Here is a 17,498-nt window from a genome sequence, read left to right as displayed (position 1 = left end):
CCTCAAAGCAGCGAGCGTATGAGGCCGGTCATCGAACGCTGGTTGGTATTCAGCCGGTACGAAAGCCCCTGCTGGGCGCGCCGAACGGGCAGGATCGCCGTCAGAACCAAGAAGGCGACAAGCGCGGCCCTGGTTTTGATGGATCCGTCGTTTTCCCAGACACGGAGGAGCAGGCGAACCAGGTTTCCGATCGGAACGGATCGGCCCTCTGCGACAGCCAAATAGAACGATCGCTCGAGATAGAAATGCGTGTCTTCGGCCCGGGCAAGATTTTCCGCCTGCGCCATAGGCTCCAGAATTCGTCGCAGGTGATCCATTCGGGCCATAAAACGCGTCAGCTCGCGCCGCAGCAATTTCGCGTCAAGGGGGCGGCCGAGGCCCGAATCGTTTCGGTCGTGAACCCTGTAACGGCCGAGTGCTTCCGACAGGCTGACAACGTCGCCAAGGAAAGGCACGACAAAGAGAATGACGCCATCAACGGCGTTGTCATAGTCGGCCTCGTTAAGGAAACGGCAGGCGTCGCGGCGAAAGACATTTCCCGATGTTGGCGGGGAAGCGTAGGTCCCTGTTTTCAAAACGCGTGAAGCGAGTACGTGGCGGTCGCGAAAGGCGGCCAATTTGGGAACCGGCTGTCCAATGACTGCGCCATTGCGATCGATGCGCACCAGGGGAAATTGCAGCTTTGCGACCCGATCGTCGAGTTTTTCAAGGATGATGGCCAGAGAACCAGGCTGCAACTCGTCGTCGGCGTCAAGAAAAAGGACAAACGGTGCCCGCGTCTTGCTCAGACCATAAAGACAGGCCGCCCGTTGACCACTGTTTTCGATCCTGTATGCGCGCACATCGTGTTTTTGAATCACACTCCAGGAGGTGTCGGTCGATCCGTCGTCGACAACGATCAATTCACAGTCGTTACACCTCTGATCAAGGACGCTCCTGATTGCGAGCGACACGTATTCTGCGTAGTTCCAGCAGGTGATGATCACGGCAAGCCGCGGCACCGCCACGGCTACGTCCGTAATGAAAGGCTCGGTCATGAACGCGCCTTGTTGATGACTGTCCCCACCACGTTGGCGCCTGCCCGGCGCAGGAGCCGAATGCAGTCTCCTATTTCATCGATCGTCGTCTCGCCGGCCAACGCCAAGACAATCACGGCGTCAGCAAAGCTTGCCAGAGCCAGAGCATCCATTGAACCCTCAAGGGGTGGTAGATCGAGGACCACGTCGCCCCTTTGGCGCGCAGCATCGATGATTTGCTGAACTCTCGCATCACGGAAATCGGCAAAAAGGTTTGCGTTGGTGTCCTTCGAGTGGATCGGCAGCACCGAAACCCCACCGACTTGATCGAAGGAAAGCTGACTGAACAAGATATTGGCGAATGCCGCACCGGCCAGCGATGTCGTTGGCGGGACTGAACCGTCCAGTGCGACTGGAACGTCGCGCGTTGCCGCCGCCTGGAAGAGCGTGACGCTCCGGCCACTGCGGCTCATCAACTGGGCAAGAGCGGTGGAAAGTGTGCTTACACCGGTTCCCGGCGTCCAAGACACAACCGCGACCGCAATGCTTCGATCGTTGCGAAGGCTTGTACAGGCAATCTCGATCGAGGTGCGAAGGTCGTGAATCGCTGCAACAAAGCGTTGTTGCCGCGGGGTGTCGACGCGCCATGGTATCGCATTGGCGCCTGGAACATCCGGCACCGAACCGAGGCAAAGTGTGCCTGTATCACGCGAGAGATCTTTGGCATCGCGCACCCTCCGGTCAAGCGCGAGATTGACCGCGATGAGACCCAGGCCGCCGAACAGTCCCAGTACGCCGCCAAGCGCTAGAATCAGGGATTTGCGCGGACCTGAAGGGCTTAACGGTGGAAGGGCTGCACCAATCACTCGGGCGTCCGCGTCTGGTATGGGGATCGCTGGCAGGGCTCCTGCGTGCATACCCTCCCGAGCTGCGTCGACCTGCAAGGCAAGGGCATCCAGACGCCCCTGCAGTGCATCCGTCCCCGCCCGCGCCGTTTGCTCCTTGAAGGACACGGCCTGAAACAAGTAGCCTGACACCACGCCATTGGCGACACGCGCCGGCAGAGTCGGGTCTGCGGCAGAGTAACCGATTTCAATGACGAAGGATTGGCCAACGCGCCGCACATCGAGGCGTTGTGCGAAATTTATGAAGGCGGCGCGTTCGGCATCGTTTGCAAGATCTGCGGCTTCGCCCGACCCTCGCGACACCTTGCCCGTCTCCAGTCCATCGGCGGGGCGAAATAGCGTCCGAACAAACGACATAATCGGGTCGAATGGGCCGGGCGGGCGCGGTCCAAGTTCCGGCGTGTCCTTCAAGTTGAGGCTTTCGAACACCGCTGAAAGCAGCCGCTCTGATTTGATGGTTTGCAACTCGCTGTCCGCACGCGTGATATCCAAGCTCTGCTGCGCCCCCCACTCCTGGCCGGAAGCTGCCGATTGGCGCGGCTCAAGCAGGAAGGTTGCCGTGGCATTGTATGTCGGCGGCAGCGAGCGCGCATAAAGACCCGCCAACAACAAGCCGGCAAGCGTACAGGCCAGCAGGGGTATCTTGTAGCGATAGCCAAGGGCAATGAGGGCGCGAAGCAGGGCGATTGGGCCATCTTCGGGACCCTCGGGTTGAACCTCGTTGAGCCGCAAGAGCCGAGCTGTAGGATCCAGGGGCCGCGGGTTGTTAAACATCATTGGGCCTAATGCCTCCGTCCGCGCAGTCTGATTGATTTTCTTGGTAAGATAGCGGCCGCCCGTTCCGGCTCCAGTCGCCCCCGCAATATGTCTGCGATCGCCAAAAGGTTGCCCTTGACGCGTCCCTTCCGGTCGATGAAGGGCTCCGGCCAGACGGCTCGGCCGAAGTTGCTTGCCGTGTTGCGCAAAATATGGTCGGCGACATTGACAAGGGTCATCGTGCCCTTGCGCATCATGTAGAGTGGATTGACAACCTGCGAGTAGCCAAGCCGCTCGCCGCTGACCCTGCCATTCTTGGCGCCCATATGCGCACCGTATGCAAGCGACCACTTGATGAGACGGCCGCCGCCCTTTGCAACGGTCGCCGAAAAATCGCGATCTTCAAGCCAGCCGTAGAGAACAAGCCGCTCATCGAAACGTATCTCTTTGATGGCTGAAACGCGGAATGCCATATTGCAGCCGTAAGGACTGTAAGGCTCCGTCCACCGAGGTGTCTGCCGTCCGGCCGCCGCGACGAGACGGACCGCCTCGTCAAAACCAATCCCTGGTCCCTTGATGCCATCGGCAACGACGTGGCCCGTGAACCCGACCACCTGGCTCTCATCGCGGAAAACCCGCGCCGCCGAAGCCAACCAGTTTGCGTCGGCGACGAAATCATCGTCGAAGAACGCCACGATCTCAATGTCTGGTTCAAGGCTGGCCAGGCCGGTATTGCGCTGGGCAGCAAGCCCTGCCGGGCCGGTCACCACCGTGACGCCGCAAAGCGAGCCAAGATCCCCGGCGTCAGCGAGCTCGACGCATGACACAATGACAGCCGCCGGTTTCAGGCTTTGCGTCGCCACGAAATGACGCACCGTGGCCGAGACGATATCAGGTCGGCCGCGCGTGGCAAATATGACGGCGACCTTCGGTGTCGATGGCCGCGCCGGCGCGTAGGTTGGCAGATCTGCGCCGGGCGATTTCAAAAGGTCCAGATATCCGCTTGCGGTTTGCCTCCAGGAAAATCTTTTCACCTCTTGGCGCCCGCGCCCCACGAGATCGTCGCGAAGGTCTTTCGATTGTGCAATCGCGTGAATCTGATGAACCCACTCGTCGGGCTCAAACGGCGTGGCCAGGAGTGCGGCATCGCCGCAGACCTCCGGCATGCTTGCGCAATTGGATGATACGACGGGGCATCCTCGCGCCATCGCCTCAACGATTGGAAGGCCAAACCCCTCCGTCAGCGAGGGAAACGCCAGACAGATGGCATGGTCGAGGAAATAGGCAAGATCATCGTCCGATACCCTGCCGGCAAAGTATACATTGGGTCGGTCTTGCAGGGCTTCCGGCGCGAAGATGCCATCGCCACCGCCGGCAATGATGATATCGATGCCGAGCTCATCCAGCCGCGGGGCGACATTGATCAGCAAGGCAAGATTTTTGTGGCGGGCCCGAGATCCAAGAGCGAGGACGAAAGGGCGTTGCGCATTGCGAGAGACGACCAGGGCCGGTGCCGCAGTCGAAAGAGCCGGGTTCCACCGCAGCGCATGCTCATGGCCGTTGGGCAAGATGGCAATATCTTTGAGCGAAACCGGCAAATGGCGGGCGATCTGACGCGCCGCCGCCTGCGATACGGTTGCGATGCGAGCTGAGCGGCGGGCCAGAATCGGCTGAAGATTATGATAGACGGCCCGAAATGTGGGGCTGTAGCTGCCTGGCGTCGCGAAAATATTAGCATCATGGATACAGACAATTTGGTCCCGTATGATGGCCGGGGCTGTATTGCACAGGTTCAGCAGCCGTCGCCCCCTGGCATAATAAGGCAGCTCAAACTGCTCCCAAGCGTGCCCCGTCCCGCGGCCTGCCCTGACAACGGCCAACCGTGAAAATTCCAGATCCTTTGCGCTCCTCGGCGCCAGGACGCTCGTTTCGATGGATGCGGCAGACTCGTCGAGAGCATAAAGGACGTTGCGAGCATAGCGCTGCACGCCGGTCATTGTCTGTGCAAGGAAGCGGCCGTTGGTCACTGTCGCGGCATCGCTCATCGCAACACACCGGGCCAAGGAAGACGTTGATGAGGGTATCGCACCAGCAACTCCAACGTTAGAACCTGCATCTGGGCAAGGGGCTGCCCAGGAAGCACGGAGAAACAATACACCACCGCGCTCGGGCTATCGAAGCACGTTGAAAGAAATTGAAAGTAACAAGGGCGCGGACGCCGCCGCGCCTTGAGGCCTCAGTAGCTGCCGCGCGAGCGCAAAACGGCCGGGATGGTCTTCATCATGATCGCCAGATCTCCGCCGATCGTCTTTTCCCGGACGTAGCGGACATCAAGTTGCACCCGTTCACGGTAACTGGTGTCGCTGCGACCGCTGACCTGCCACAGGCCTGTCAGACCCGGGCGAACCCTGATGTAGTCGGCAAAGTGGACGCCATAGAGCTCAGCTTCGCTTGCGACGATCGGGCGTGGACCAACGAGGCTCATCCGCCCCTGAACCACATTCAGCAGCTGTGGTATTTCGTCGATGCTACTCTTGCGAAGCAAGGCACCGAAGGGCGTGATGCGCGGATCGTTCCTGAGCTTGCGAGTGGTGTTCCACTCTTCCTTAAAATGCGGATTGCTCGCGAGATGGTGCGCCAGCACCTCATCCGCGTTCCTGACCATTGTCCGGAACTTCAGGCAAGGAAACATCACACCATTCTTGCCGATCCGCCGATGCGCGATGAAAATCGGCCGACCCTGCAATACAAGCAAGATGGCGATGACCATCACGATCATTGGCGATAACACAAGCAGTCCAATAGCGGCAAAGCTGGCATCGATGGCGTACTTGCATACGGCGGAAGCACCGTTCTTCACCGCATCAGTCTTCCGCGAGCCCGCCCCGCGATTATGCTGGCGCGTCTTGCTGAACCTGTCGAAACCTCGACCGAGATCAATGTCACGCATGTGCGTACTCCCCATTAAAGAATAGGTCTCGGGCATGCAGAAATGCCGAACCGGCATGCATAAGGACGTTAACAACTATTAAACGAATTGACAATAAATTTATTGCATTGCACTATATAACGGTGCGAGGCGGCCAAACGACAGCATTTCGGACAAAAATACTGTCTAGTTCCACAATACGACCCATTTAAGATTACATAGAAACACTTAGGACGAACTGCCTCCGCTTTTGCGCCCTGCAGTAATACCGCCTGCAGCAATACCGATTGTGTCAAGTCGTGGAGCGTGGCGTGCGAGTTGCAATCATACATTACTGGCTGGTGGGAATGCGTGGCGGCGAGAAGGTTCTCGAAGCGCTATGCGACATCTTCCCGGATGCCGACATATATACGCATGTGTGTGATCTCTCGGCGATTTCGGACAAGCTGAAGGCCCATAAGATCCAGACCACCTTTATTGGCGCACTGCCTTACGCCAGAAAAATGTACAAGAAGTATTTGCCGCTGATGCCAATGGCACTCGAGCAGATCGATCTTGGCGCCTACGATCTTGTGATCAGCAGCGAGTCTGGACCGGCAAAAGGCATCATCCCGACCTCCCCGGCGCTCCACGTCTGCTACTGCCATTCGCCGATGCGCTACATCTGGAACATGTACAACCGATATTATGACAGTTCCGGCCTCATGACACGCCTGATGATGCCGCCTCTGGCGCACTATCTCAGGACCTGGGATGTCGCAACGGCCAATCGCGTCGATGATTTTGTCGCGAACTCGGCAACTGTTGCCCAGCGCATCAGGCGCTATTATCGCCGTGATGCTTCGGTCATCCATCCACCAGTCGATACGGCTGCCTTTGCTCCGGTTTCGCGCTCCGAGGTCGGCGACTATTACCTGATGGTCGGCGAACTCGTCAGCTACAAGAGACCGGATTTGACAGTGGAGGCCTTCAACCGCCTGAAAGCCAAGCTCGTCGTCATCGGCGGTGGCGAAATGCTCGAGCGGCTTCGGCGGATCGCAGGTCCAACCGTGACGATCTTAGGTTCGCAGCCGTTCGACGTTCTCAAGCATCACTATGCGCGTTGCAAAGCACTGGTATTTCCCGGTGAGGAGGATTTCGGGATTGTCCCGGTCGAAGCGATGGCCAGCGGCCGACCGGTTATTGCATTTGGGCGTGGAGGCGCGACCGAAACCGTCGTTGCCAACAAAACAGGCGTCTTCTTCGCAAATCAGACGGTGGAAGAACTGATTGATGCGGTGGAGCGGATCGAGCGATTGGATCTCAATCCCGCAGATGCCGTGTCGCGCGCTGCAGACTTTCGCCGCGATGTCTTCATCAGCCGCTTCCGCACCTTCGTCGAGCGGGCCACCGGCACCGAGCTTGCGCTTCCCGCCTAACGGCTGAAACGCACGAGGAATTTAATGACTGCGTCACGGAGTAGAAGCATGCGACACCGATGCCCGAGATGGTTTGACGAATGTCTGTGGGTGTTCAGACCATTTGTTCGCTGGGCGGCAGCGGCATGCCTGATCTTTTGCACGAACACGGCAATGGCGGCAATGGCTGACGACTACATCCTCGGCCCTCAGGACATATTGAAGATACGCGTTTTCGAATGGCGACCAAGCACTGGAACAGCGTTCGAATGGGTGCCGCTCACAGGCGATTTTTCTATCTCGGCGGCTGGAAATCTGTCGCTTCCGATCATCGGCAACGTTCCGGCGGCGGGCAAGACACTGGAACAGGTTTCCGCGATGATCGGCGAGAGGCTCCAAAATCAAGTTGGGCTACAGAAGCGTCCCAACGCCGCGGTGGAAATCGCGTCTTATCGGCCGTTTTTTGTCACAGGCATGGTCGCCACTCCCGGGAAGTACAACTTCAGCCCGGGATTGACTGTCGAGCAGGCGCTCAGCATGGCCGGCGGCATCGGACCGGTCGATGCGAACGTGATAGGATTACAACGCCAAGCCTTGGCTGGACGCGGCGATCTGCGGGCGCTGCAGGCAGAGCGCCTTGAACTCATTGCGCGCCAGGCGCGCGTCGACGCAATTCTCGCGAATGCCACAGACGTCACCTTTCCTTCGGAACTGACCTCTGAGCTAGGGCAGCCCAGAATTGCCAAGATGATGAAAGACGAGCAGGCGCTCTTCGAGATGCGCGCCCGTTCGATGGAGACCGAGATCGATGCGCTCAATCGGGCGAAATTGCTTGCGGTCAACCAGATCGATGCTTTGAAAGCGAAGTCCGCCTCGCTCGCAAAGCAGATTGAGCTCGCCAACAAGGATGTTGGATCCGTCAACAAGCTGGTACAGCAAGGGCTGACCGTATCGGCTCGCCAACTGGGGGCCAATCAGAACCTCGCCGAACTCGAAAGCCGCAACCTCGACGTCTCGCTCGCCATTTTGAAGACACAACAGGACATGACCAAGGTCGATCAGGATATCGGCGATGTACGCAACCGCTATCGGATCGATGCGCTCACCGAAGCCGCCCAATTGCGTGATCGTTTTGCTTCCAATGCCGAAAAAATCGCGACCGAGCGCGATCTTTTGAGAAACCTGGAGGTGCGAGCCCCTTCCGCGATGGCTGCTCTGGAGGAAGACAAGGAAAGCTATGGCTTTATAACGACGATCAACCGCGTCATCGACGGCAGCGTGGAAAATCTTATTGTCAGCGACAACGACCCTGTGTCACCCGGCGACGTCATACGCGTCGAACGGCGAGAGCAAACGTCCCCCGCCGCGAGCGTTGGCAGCAACGAAGAGGCTGCCCCGGGAGCTGGTCGTCGTCGCGTCGCGCGTGCCGGCGAATAAGGCGGCCTCAATTCAGACTTGCGTCCGCCGCGCATATATCCGATGATAGGTGCCGGGGTATGGGATGGAGGTCGGAGCAACCATATGGCGTGGGCGCTTCTTGTTTCTTTTGTGATCGGTGCGATCTGCGCCCTGCGCATGCCAATTCTCGTTTTCACCCTTGTCGTTGTTGCCGTGATGATTGCCTGTGTCATCGCCAGCTATTCCACGGGGAGCACTTTTCTGCACTCGATTGGATGGGGATTGATCTTTGCCGCTGTCCTTGAGGCTGGCTATCTCTTTACTCACGGTGTCCTTTATTTCCTCTATGCCCGGCGCGCGAACAATGAGCGTACGTCGCGCAAAGTTCAATCCAAGTATTCTGCCGATTAAGCAGGCTCTTCACCCAGTCCCTGCTGCGGGCGATGGTGCGCTTCTAGGCGCAGCTGCCCCAGCGCAAGCTCTTCGGCTTTTGCCATTCCAAACCGAAACCGATAGCCCGCGGCCTTGAGCCTTTCGTTCGAGAACCGCATTCGCCAGAGCGGGCTTCTCAATGGAAGCGTTCGAAACCTCAGGAAGTCGTGCAGCCAATCCGCAATCCAGGGAAAGGCGACTGTGCGAAAGCGCTGATCGCCGGTGACTGCGAAGGCTTTGCGCATGAAGTCAACGTGGCGGGGTGCCGGATAGTCGTCTTCCGCCAGATTGTAAACGCTGACGCTGCCGGGTTGTGACTGCCCTGCAATGCCGCGACACACGAACCAGATCAACGCATCGGAGACGTCGCCGACATAGATGTGATGGGCATGGCGGTGAGCAGCAAGCATGCGTTTTACCGGGTTCCAGTCACGCACACTGATCATCTGGGAAATATCGACCACGACGGCTGGACGAAGGATCACATAACGAACCTTTTTAGCCACGTCGCGCAGTGCCAATTCGCCGGCAAGCTTGGTGCGTCCATACTCGCGCACATAGTCAAGTGCCCAATACTCGGATCGTACGTCTCGATCAGGCGTCAGAACTTCGGATTCCTCGTCTACGTTGACTGAGCGGCCACTACCGTAGACCGACACCGAACTCGCGTAGCAGAATACGGCAACATTCGCCCGCTCCGCAGCAGCGGCCAGGGCTCGTGTCGCCTGAACGTTGACCTGCTTCATTCGGTCCTTCTTGCCGAGTTCAGCTGCAAGGTGAATGATGGCGTCGCAGCCAGCGACGAGGTCGTCGTAGTTAGGATTTCCGAGAAAGTCGACCTTTCGCCAGTCCACCCCTTTGCCCTCGTCAATGGCTCGTGGGCGCGACGTGGTCGCCCGGACACGATAGCCGCGCTCGAGCAAATCGGCCGCCACAATCCGCCCTATGCGGCCCGTGGCACCGGTCACGAGAACTGTATTAGCCGGCATTGGCGGTCACCTTAGCTGGCACCGATCTTGTCATCCTCGCCTTCAAATGATCAGCCAGTCGAACGGCCATCGCGACAATCATTTGCGTCGGATTGCAATGACCTGCTGTCGGGAAGACAGAACTGCCGGAAACGAAAAGTCCTCTTACGCCATGAACCTCACAATTGGCGTCGACGACACCTTTGCCGGGATCGGACGACATACGCGTCGTACCCGTCGGGTGGGCGACATCGACAAAGCTTGGAGGGATTTCGGCCCTGTCACGCACCCACTCAGCCAGCGTTGGTTCCGGTAACCCTAACCTGGCCAATTCGGCTGCCACGAGTTCGGCCATCCGATGCAGCGTACGGGCCTCATCGGGATGGCTGCGCCAGTCAACCTTTGGCAGCCTCATGCCAAGGCGATCGCGCCGATCAGACAGCGTGACGCGACTGTCTGCATCCGGGACCTGCTCGCACATGCACTCCAGCGTCAGGTTCTCCAACTTGCGCGGAACACCATTTCGAGCCCCGAAGTAGTCCCTTGCTCCACGAATGATCAGCCCGCTATTGACGATCAGGCTGATGGCGTCGCGCGGCAATCGCGGTGAGCGGCCGGCAAAGCGTCTCAAAGCGTCCCAGGGATCATCTGGCGCGATATCCTCGCCAAGCCATGCGGCGCAGTTAAGCAGCGCTTCCCGTCTCTGGATGTCGGGGCTGAGCCTCAGGCCGGCACGGAAGAAACGACCCTTGACATTGTAACGACCAAAACGGCGCTGCACGGCTTCGGAGCCGGCCAGCTTGAAAAATGCCGTTGATCCGCGCAAATGATCCATAAGATAGCGCCCGACCTGGTCGCGATCATTGCCGAGAGCGGCACGAGCGCCTTTCTTCGAATTCAGGAGGATGCGGGCATTCTCGATACCACCGGCACAAAGCGCAATCGCTGCGGCGGCCAGCATGTGCTTGCGCCCGTCAAGCGTCGAAAATTCGAGGCCGCGCACAGCCGACGCCGCTTCGTTCGCCACGATGCGCTGCACGGTCGCACCCGTCACGAGGGTAATGCTTGCGCCGAGACGTGCCGGTAGATGACGCCCAAAGCGCATATATTCGAATGGATAAGATTCAGCATCGTCCCGGCTGAACTGCCAGAAAAACGGCAGTAGAAATTGTGGGTCGACGTCCGTTCCAGGTGGCTTTTTGTTTGCAATATCCCAGAACCGCTGATCGCTGAAACCGCTTCCGACGGCGAGGCCAAGGTGGTCGGCACTTCGATCGAGATAGGGGATGATTTCCGGCATTCCGATCGGCCAACCCGAGAAAGGCACCCACGCGCGCTCCTCGAAATCAATCGCATCGAAGCCGGCGCATCGCCCGCCCCACGTGTGCGAACTTCCACCGAGGATGCGGTTGCGAACCGACCACTGGTCTTTTGCGCGCGGCCGCCCGACATTCTCAATGTCATCAAGGGCGTCAATGTCGGACTGACGTTCCAGTCCGCCGCTTTCCAGAAGAACGACCTTCAGGCCCGAATTGGAAAGCTCCTGTGCCATTGTGCTTCCTGCCGGACCAGACCCGACAATGCACAAATCACATTTAAGAAAGGGAAGTACAGTTTCCCCGCCCGCCGACTGCAAATCAATAATAGCCATTGTACTGCGCACCTTTATTGTTGCATTTTGCACTGCAATGAATAAGTATTCCGGCAAGCCAACAATATTTCTTCGTTCCGACAGTCAAATGACAGCGGCTCGATCAAGGGCGTTTCCTAAGCATTTTCTGACATAACTTTCCTGTACCATAACTACGCAAATCGATCGGTTCAAGAGGACGTAGAAAGATGGAAGTAGCAGCTGACGCGTTGAGACAGAGTGAAGCTGTTCTGCCCGACGCCCGCCGCAAGATTCTCTACATCCAGCCTGGCACGCATTCCTTTGCGGGAATTGAGCGCGTCGTGGATACGATCTGCAGCAATCTCACTGAAAGATATGGCAACGATTTCGAGGTCGACGTGCTCTATACGACGAGCCACAAGAACCGACCGGCGACGCGCATGTACAATGTCATCGATCGACGTCCGCGCAGTCGACTGGAGCTGATGCAAACATTTAGGGACGTCATCAGGAGCAAGGATTACAGCCTTGTCGTGGTGCCACAGATCGAGCCTGCCGTGATTGCGATGGCCTCATGTATCGGCCTGAGGCGTAATTTTGCCGTTCACCTGCATGGCAATCCGCGACGCGAACGCAGCCACATGAAAGCGCGCGTCCTGTTCTTTCTCATGAAGGCTTTTTTTCTGCGGCGCGCCTCTTGCGTATTCGGGACGTCGCCGCGACAGCTCGAATCTTTCAAGTTAATGTTTTCCGGCCCTACTCCGCTTTATTGGGTTCCAAATCCGGTTCGCAAATTCGAAGGCATCGACAATGACGTCGCTCGCGGGGAAGGTGGTCATGTGACCTTTGTGAATGTCGGTCGGTTTTCTCACCAAAAGGGCCAGGACATCCTGCTCCATGCCTTTGCCGAACTTTATAAGGTTCGCAAGAACGTCAGGCTCAAAATAGTCGGACATGGCGCAAACGAACCAGAATTGCGGCAAGCGATCCGACGGCTTGGTCTTAACGAGGTCGTGACCATTGAGCACCATCCGGACAACCCTCAACCAGCCCTGACGACAAGCGACATATATGTGTCCACGTCACGCTGGGAAGGCTGGTCACTTGTGATTTGCGAGGCATTGCGTTTCGGCCTACCCGTCATTGCCACAGATTGCGACTTCGGGCCCAGCGATATTCTGACCGATGAGCGCCTTGGACGCTTGGTGGCAGCCGATGGTGGCAAGGCGCTTGTCGACGCGATGGTCTATTATTGTGATCATCTCGATGCAGAAAGGGCAAGCGCACGCTTCCGGCAAGCGTTTATCGACCGCTTCAGTATCGAAAACGTCGTGGACATCCACGCCAATGCGCTGCGCGCGGCAGCACGCTAGTGCGCAATGAACTCCCAAGCGATGAGGTTTCAGATGCAGGAATCGAGCTTGTCCCGACGACACTTCGTCAAGGCGTCCACTGTTCTCTTTGGCATCAGCATGGGCCTGCAGTATCGATCCGCGCGCGCGATGACGACGGATCCGACGGATGGCAAAAAGCTCGTCTTCGACGATAATTTCAACACGATCGACTGGTCGATCTGGAACGCAGGCCCGAAGGCAACAACCCATGACCCCGGCTTTTACGGCCGTTCGGCATTTTCGCGCAAAGACGGCGAGGAAGGTTTTAACCCATACGCAATCGTCGACGATCCACAGGCGACGGACGGCAAGGCGCTGCAAATATCGGCCAAATACATCGGCAGGAGCATGTCGGTTCCTAATTACTACGGCAACCTGCTCAGCGAATTCCAATGGATATCGGGCAACCTCCAGACCGGCCGCAGGGACGGCGTCGTCAATAAGGGATGGCGCACGGGCTACTTCGAGGCAAGGATGCTGTTTCCCAGGCATCCGCTGACATGGCCGGCTTTCTGGCTCATGAACGGCCACAGTATTCTGGCGCCAAAGACCAGCATCGAACTGGATGTTGTGGAGCACAAGGGGTGGGAACCCACTGTCTACGGCGCCTATTTGCACGAGTGGGGTGACCCCGGACAGCATCATGAGGGTACAGGCGTGACGACAGACGTCGATATGACGCAAGGCTATTGCCGGTATGGGATACTTGTCGACGAAACAAAGTGCGTGCCGTATTTCGAGAGAAAGCCGGTCATCGACACGCGCACGGGTTTGCCCGCCAATTGGCCGATTCACCGTTCAGCTGAGCTCGACGTCGACGGCGACGTATTCTGGCCGCTTCTGACGCTGGCTCTTCGCAGCGACGTTCCCTACCCGCAAGACTTAAAGCCAGATCAATTGCTCACCGAGATGCGGGTTGATTACTTCCAGGCCTATCAATAACGGCCGGCACACCGCTCAATTGCACCGATCGCTGTTTCAGGGAATAGATCCATGCGTATTGTGATGATTGGCTCGGGCTATGTCGGCCTTGTCTCCGGTGCCTGCCTCGCCGATTTCGGCCACCATGTCACCTGTGTCGACAAGTCCGCCGCAAAGATCGACGCCCTCGAAGCCGGAAAAGTTCCGATCTTCGAACCCGGTCTTGATACCATCATCGAGCATAACCGCAGCGCCGGTCGCTTGGATTTTTCCAAGGAGCTGGCGGCATCGGTTGCGAATGCGCAGGTCGTCTTCATCGCCGTCGGCACGCCGTCGCGGCGCGGCGATGGCCATGCCGACCTGAGTTACGTCTATGCGGCCGCCCGCGAGATCGCGGCGGCGGTCTCCGGATTTACCGTCGTCGTCACCAAGTCAACGGTTCCCGTCGGCACCGGCGATGAGATCGAGCGCATCTTCCGCGAGGAATTCCCCGAGAAGGATATTTCCGTCGTCTCCAATCCGGAATTCCTGCGCGAGGGCGCCGCAATTACCGACTTCAAGCGCCCGGATCGCATCGTCCTTGGCACCGACGAGCCGCGCGCCGTGGAAATCATGCGCGAGGTCTATCGCCCCCTCTACCTCAACGAGGCACCACTCTACTTCTGCGAACGCCGCACCTCCGAGCTGATCAAGTACGCGGCCAACGCCTTCTTGGCGATGAAGATCACCTTCATCAACGAGATCGCCGACCTTTGCGAGCAGATCGGCGCCGACGTGCAGAAAGTGGCCAAGGGCATCGGCATGGACAAGCGCATCGGCGACAAGTTCCTGCATGCCGGCCCCGGCTACGGCGGCTCGTGCTTCCCCAAGGATACGCTGGCGCTGGTCAAGACTGCGCAGGATTATGACAGCCCGGTTCGCCTCATCGAGACGACGGTCGCGATCAACGACAACCGCAAGCGTGCCATGGGCCGCAAGGTCATCGCCGCCTGCGACGGCACTGTTCGCGGCAAGAAGATTGCGATCCTCGGCCTGACCTTCAAGCCGAACACCGACGACATGCGCGACGCGCCATCGATCACCATCATCCAGGCGCTGCTGGACGGTGGCGCCAATGTCCACGCCTTTGATCCGGAAGGCATGGAGATGGCAAAAGAGGTTGTGGCCCCGATCACCTACGGCAACGACCCCTACGAGATCGCCGAAGGTGCGGAGGCCATGGTCATCGTCACTGAATGGGACGAATTCCGGGCGCTCGATCTCAAGCGGATTAAGTCGCTGGTGAAAACCCCGACGATCGTCGACCTGCGCAATATCTATCCCGTCGCCGAAGTGACCAAGCATGGCTTTGCCTATTTCGCTATCGGAAAGAAGAACGAGAAGCAGTAGCGATGCGCCGAAGGCTCCCGGAGCGCGACCTATCCGAAAATTTCATCCGCGATCTGTCAGGCGCCAAGCATGTCAGTGTCACGTTCGATCGGGCGCGGCGGCCAAGGCGTGGTTGCTTGAGCTGCCTGATCCTGGACTGACTGTCGGTGGCCGCGGCCCAAAAGCGTTTTCGAGATCAGCCGGCTTGCCGGATCCCCCTCGAAGAGACAGGAGGGGTGCGGGCAAACGCGCCTGCGCGGGATTGCAACTTGCCAGGCCGGCGAGAATGAAAAAGTGCAAGCCAAGATCAACCGTGGGGCCGGCCACGCATGCTCCAACGAGAAGACACAGGCACCCATTGCGCGAGGCCAGCCGCACATCGGACTCAAACGTTCGCGCGGGGCCAGGCAACCGCACCAGGGCCGATAACGTGAACAACAGGAAAAACAGCGCGCCCGGCACGCCAACATTGGACAATACCGCAATTGGGAAGCTCGAGGTTCGCGCCGTGCCCAGTCCGACCCCAAGTCCGGACGAATCCCAAAAATTCTGCAATCCGTAGGTGTTCCAAGATCCTCTCTCTGCCGCCGAATTCGACGTCGCCTTGTTCAGCACCAGCACGTCAACGTAATCGCGAATGTCCTGATAGAGGTCCTGATGAAGGATCACGAAGAGTGCAATCACGACCACGATCGCAGGAGCTGCCAGCACGAAGGCGGTGGCGTGACGGCTTCCGTACGAGACACCGCACCGGAAGAGTGCTGTCCAGTAAAGGATCACCAGGCAGACCGGTGTTGCGACAAGCCCGGTGGAGGACGTCGACAAAACGATCAGAACGAGTGACGCAAAGGCAAGCGGGCCTGTCCAGGTGTTCTTTCTCGCACAAAGCCACAGTGTCCCGGTAAAACCGAGTGCGCCCAGAGTCGTCCCCGCGAAAGCCGATGCCTCGGGGAACGAGCCAACGATGCGCTTCATGCCGTTGACGCTGTCATTTTCATGGAATGTATACTGCGCATTGCGCATGAATTGGAGCAGTTCCTCGGTCCCGGTCGCGTTCGTTGCCAGGTCAAGCAAAGCAAACAGCACGTTGAAGGCGGCATAGGCGATAAGCCCAGTGACGAGTGCATTGAAGCCCGCTCGCGTTGACCCGACCGTGGCAATTAACAAGAAACAGATAAGGTCCGCGATCAGATAGATCGTCTGCGTGAAATTGCTGGATACGGGTCCGAGCGGAACGGCGCCGCGCGTCGACGGGTACTCTGATATGCCAAGCGGAATGATCAAGCTTTGTCCGGCAAGCAGTCTTGGCAAAAAATAGGCAGTCACTGCTCCGTAAACGACAAGGCACGCCAGCCAAAAGCCCGCTTTGCCGAAGCCGAGCATTTTCACCGCGATCTCGGAGCGTGCCTGATTGGCAAGAGTTGCCACGGCAAGAAACAGCAGAAACAGGTGCGCAGGTGGAATACTTGCCGAGCCGGCGATAACCGCCGCGGCCGATCCGAATATGGTCAATACCACGAATATCGTGGCGATTGACGCGTATCCGAGTGCGAGGCCGAAAAGGCCTAACGCCAGCGTGAATAGTCCTATCGGCTCAACGCTCATCCTCTCTCACCGGATGTTGACGACGTTGCTATGTTGCAATGCACACTATGCGCGTTGCTCGAATTTGAAAAGGTATAAATTGTGTTGCTACAATTTATAGACGCAAAAAATCGAAGGCAAGCCAAAATTGGATAAATCATTCCTTGGCACGATCAATATTCAATCACCACCAAGCAACAATGATCAGAATCTTTCCGCGTTGACATCTTATTGATTTCGCATTTATATTTATAACTACGTCATCTTGCAAGTATACAACATCGATATTCGTTGTCGGATCGCACTGCTTTATTGTTCTGACGGAAAGAGATGTGGTGACGAACGACGACCACCGCTGTGCTAGGAACGACCACGGGTCTTCAAACAGCAAAAATGATGCTCTGCACCATGGAGGACTTCGCGATGCCAAGCTCTGCGCCCCACGTCCCAAAGAACCTGACTAGAGGAATCGAACAAGGCTTTAAAAGCGATACGACCAAGCTGGCTCGCTTCACGGCGATGATGCGTGCGCCAGGCGTCTATGTCAGAATGCTTCTCGTCGTGGCCGCGTTCTGCCTGTTCTGCTACCTTCACTACGACAGTGTCACCACGACACTTTACTACGGCCTCATTTGCCTCGTCCTGATGCAGGTAGGCTACGTCGGCGGCGTGTTATATCTCATTTGGCATGAAAGCGCCCACCGTCGCGGGAAATAGGGCCTGGTTGGGCAAAACGCTCGATAAGCGTGGATCCCATCGGAAAGAAACATATCCGGTCCAGGAAAAGATGCGTCGAGACGCTTACCGGCCATGAAATT

General features: G+C 57.9%; 14 protein-coding genes. 7 read left to right on the top strand and 7 right to left on the bottom strand.

Features of this window, described 5'->3' with window-relative positions:
- Nucleotides 1–2 precede the first annotated feature (2 nt).
- The 4 genes from LPU83_RS68790 to LPU83_RS68775 form a co-directional block, all read right to left on the bottom strand.
- Complete coding sequence (locus tag LPU83_RS68790) at nt 3–1,037, bottom strand: glycosyltransferase family 2 protein (RefSeq protein WP_051166661.1); 1,035 nt, start codon at nt 1,035–1,037, stop codon at nt 3–5.
- Nucleotides 1,034–2,698 (bottom strand): Wzz/FepE/Etk N-terminal domain-containing protein, encoded by a 1,665-nt coding sequence (locus LPU83_RS68785; protein ID WP_040680953.1) that lies wholly within the window; start codon nt 2,696–2,698, stop codon nt 1,034–1,036. The genes LPU83_RS68790 and LPU83_RS68785 overlap by 4 nt, the downstream gene beginning before the upstream one ends.
- 5 nt (nt 2,699–2,703) lie before the next feature.
- A complete protein-coding gene (locus LPU83_RS68780) occupies nt 2,704–4,722 on the bottom strand; it encodes a glycosyltransferase (RefSeq protein ID WP_024315094.1) in 2,019 nt (672 codons plus the stop codon).
- A 191-nt stretch (nt 4,723–4,913) separates the two neighbouring features.
- Nucleotides 4,914–5,627, bottom strand: coding sequence for a sugar transferase (locus tag LPU83_RS68775; protein ID WP_024315093.1), 714 nt, complete (start codon nt 5,625–5,627; stop codon nt 4,914–4,916).
- A gap of 326 nt (nt 5,628–5,953) precedes the next feature.
- Between LPU83_RS68775 and LPU83_RS68770 the strand changes: the two genes are divergently transcribed.
- The 3 genes from LPU83_RS68770 (at nt 5,954) to LPU83_RS68760 (ending at nt 8,812) form a co-directional block, all read left to right on the top strand.
- Entirely contained in the window at nt 5,954–7,024 is a 1,071-nt protein-coding gene (locus LPU83_RS68770; RefSeq protein WP_037070674.1) for a glycosyltransferase, read from the top strand.
- A 153-nt stretch (nt 7,025–7,177) separates the two neighbouring features.
- Nucleotides 7,178–8,440 carry a polysaccharide biosynthesis/export family protein gene (locus LPU83_RS68765; RefSeq protein ID WP_024315091.1) on the top strand — a complete coding sequence of 421 codons (1,263 nt, stop codon included), beginning with the start codon at nt 7,178–7,180 and terminating at the stop codon, nt 8,438–8,440.
- An 84-nt stretch (nt 8,441–8,524) separates the two neighbouring features.
- Nucleotides 8,525–8,812, top strand: a complete 288-nt coding sequence (locus LPU83_RS68760; RefSeq protein WP_024315090.1) for a hypothetical protein — start codon at nt 8,525–8,527, stop codon at nt 8,810–8,812.
- On the opposite strand, the gene LPU83_RS68755 is transcribed toward LPU83_RS68760, so the two are convergent.
- Complete coding sequence (locus LPU83_RS68755; RefSeq protein WP_024315089.1) at nt 8,809–9,822, bottom strand: NAD-dependent epimerase/dehydratase family protein; 1,014 nt, start codon at nt 9,820–9,822, stop codon at nt 8,809–8,811. The genes LPU83_RS68760 and LPU83_RS68755 overlap by 4 nt on opposite strands.
- A complete protein-coding gene (locus LPU83_RS68750; protein WP_231052093.1) occupies nt 9,812–11,353 on the bottom strand; it encodes a GMC oxidoreductase in 1,542 nt (513 codons plus the stop codon). The genes LPU83_RS68755 and LPU83_RS68750 overlap by 11 nt, the downstream gene beginning before the upstream one ends.
- A gap of 287 nt (nt 11,354–11,640) precedes the next feature.
- Here LPU83_RS68750 and LPU83_RS68745 point away from each other — a divergent pair, with 287 nt between their 5' ends.
- The 3 genes from LPU83_RS68745 (at nt 11,641) to LPU83_RS68735 (ending at nt 15,117) form a co-directional block, all read left to right on the top strand.
- Entirely contained in the window at nt 11,641–12,786 is a 1,146-nt protein-coding gene (locus LPU83_RS68745; RefSeq protein WP_024315087.1) for a glycosyltransferase, read from the top strand.
- Between the two features lie 99 nt (nt 12,787–12,885).
- Entirely contained in the window at nt 12,886–13,749 is an 864-nt protein-coding gene (locus LPU83_RS68740) for a glycoside hydrolase family 16 protein (protein ID WP_225040210.1), read from the top strand.
- Between the two features lie 51 nt (nt 13,750–13,800).
- Nucleotides 13,801–15,117 (top strand): UDP-glucose dehydrogenase family protein, encoded by a 1,317-nt coding sequence (locus LPU83_RS68735; protein WP_040680951.1) that lies wholly within the window; start codon nt 13,801–13,803, stop codon nt 15,115–15,117.
- 78 nt (nt 15,118–15,195) lie between these two features.
- Here the strand turns inward: LPU83_RS68735 and LPU83_RS68730 are convergent, their stop codons facing one another.
- A complete protein-coding gene (locus tag LPU83_RS68730) occupies nt 15,196–16,701 on the bottom strand; it encodes a hypothetical protein (RefSeq protein ID WP_024315084.1) in 1,506 nt (501 codons plus the stop codon).
- Between the two features lie 402 nt (nt 16,702–17,103).
- Here LPU83_RS68730 and LPU83_RS68725 point away from each other — a divergent pair, with 402 nt between their 5' ends.
- Nucleotides 17,104–17,397 (top strand): exopolysaccharide production repressor protein, encoded by a 294-nt coding sequence (locus LPU83_RS68725; protein WP_225040125.1) that lies wholly within the window; start codon nt 17,104–17,106, stop codon nt 17,395–17,397.
- The last annotated feature ends 101 nt before the right edge of the window (nt 17,398–17,498 follow it).

The sequence above is a fragment of the Rhizobium favelukesii genome, assembly GCF_000577275.2.
In the GTDB taxonomy this organism is placed as follows: domain Bacteria; phylum Pseudomonadota; class Alphaproteobacteria; order Rhizobiales; family Rhizobiaceae; genus Rhizobium; species Rhizobium favelukesii.
The sequence above is the reverse complement of the archived record's forward strand: the minus strand, read 5'-3'. Positions and strand labels throughout refer to the sequence as shown.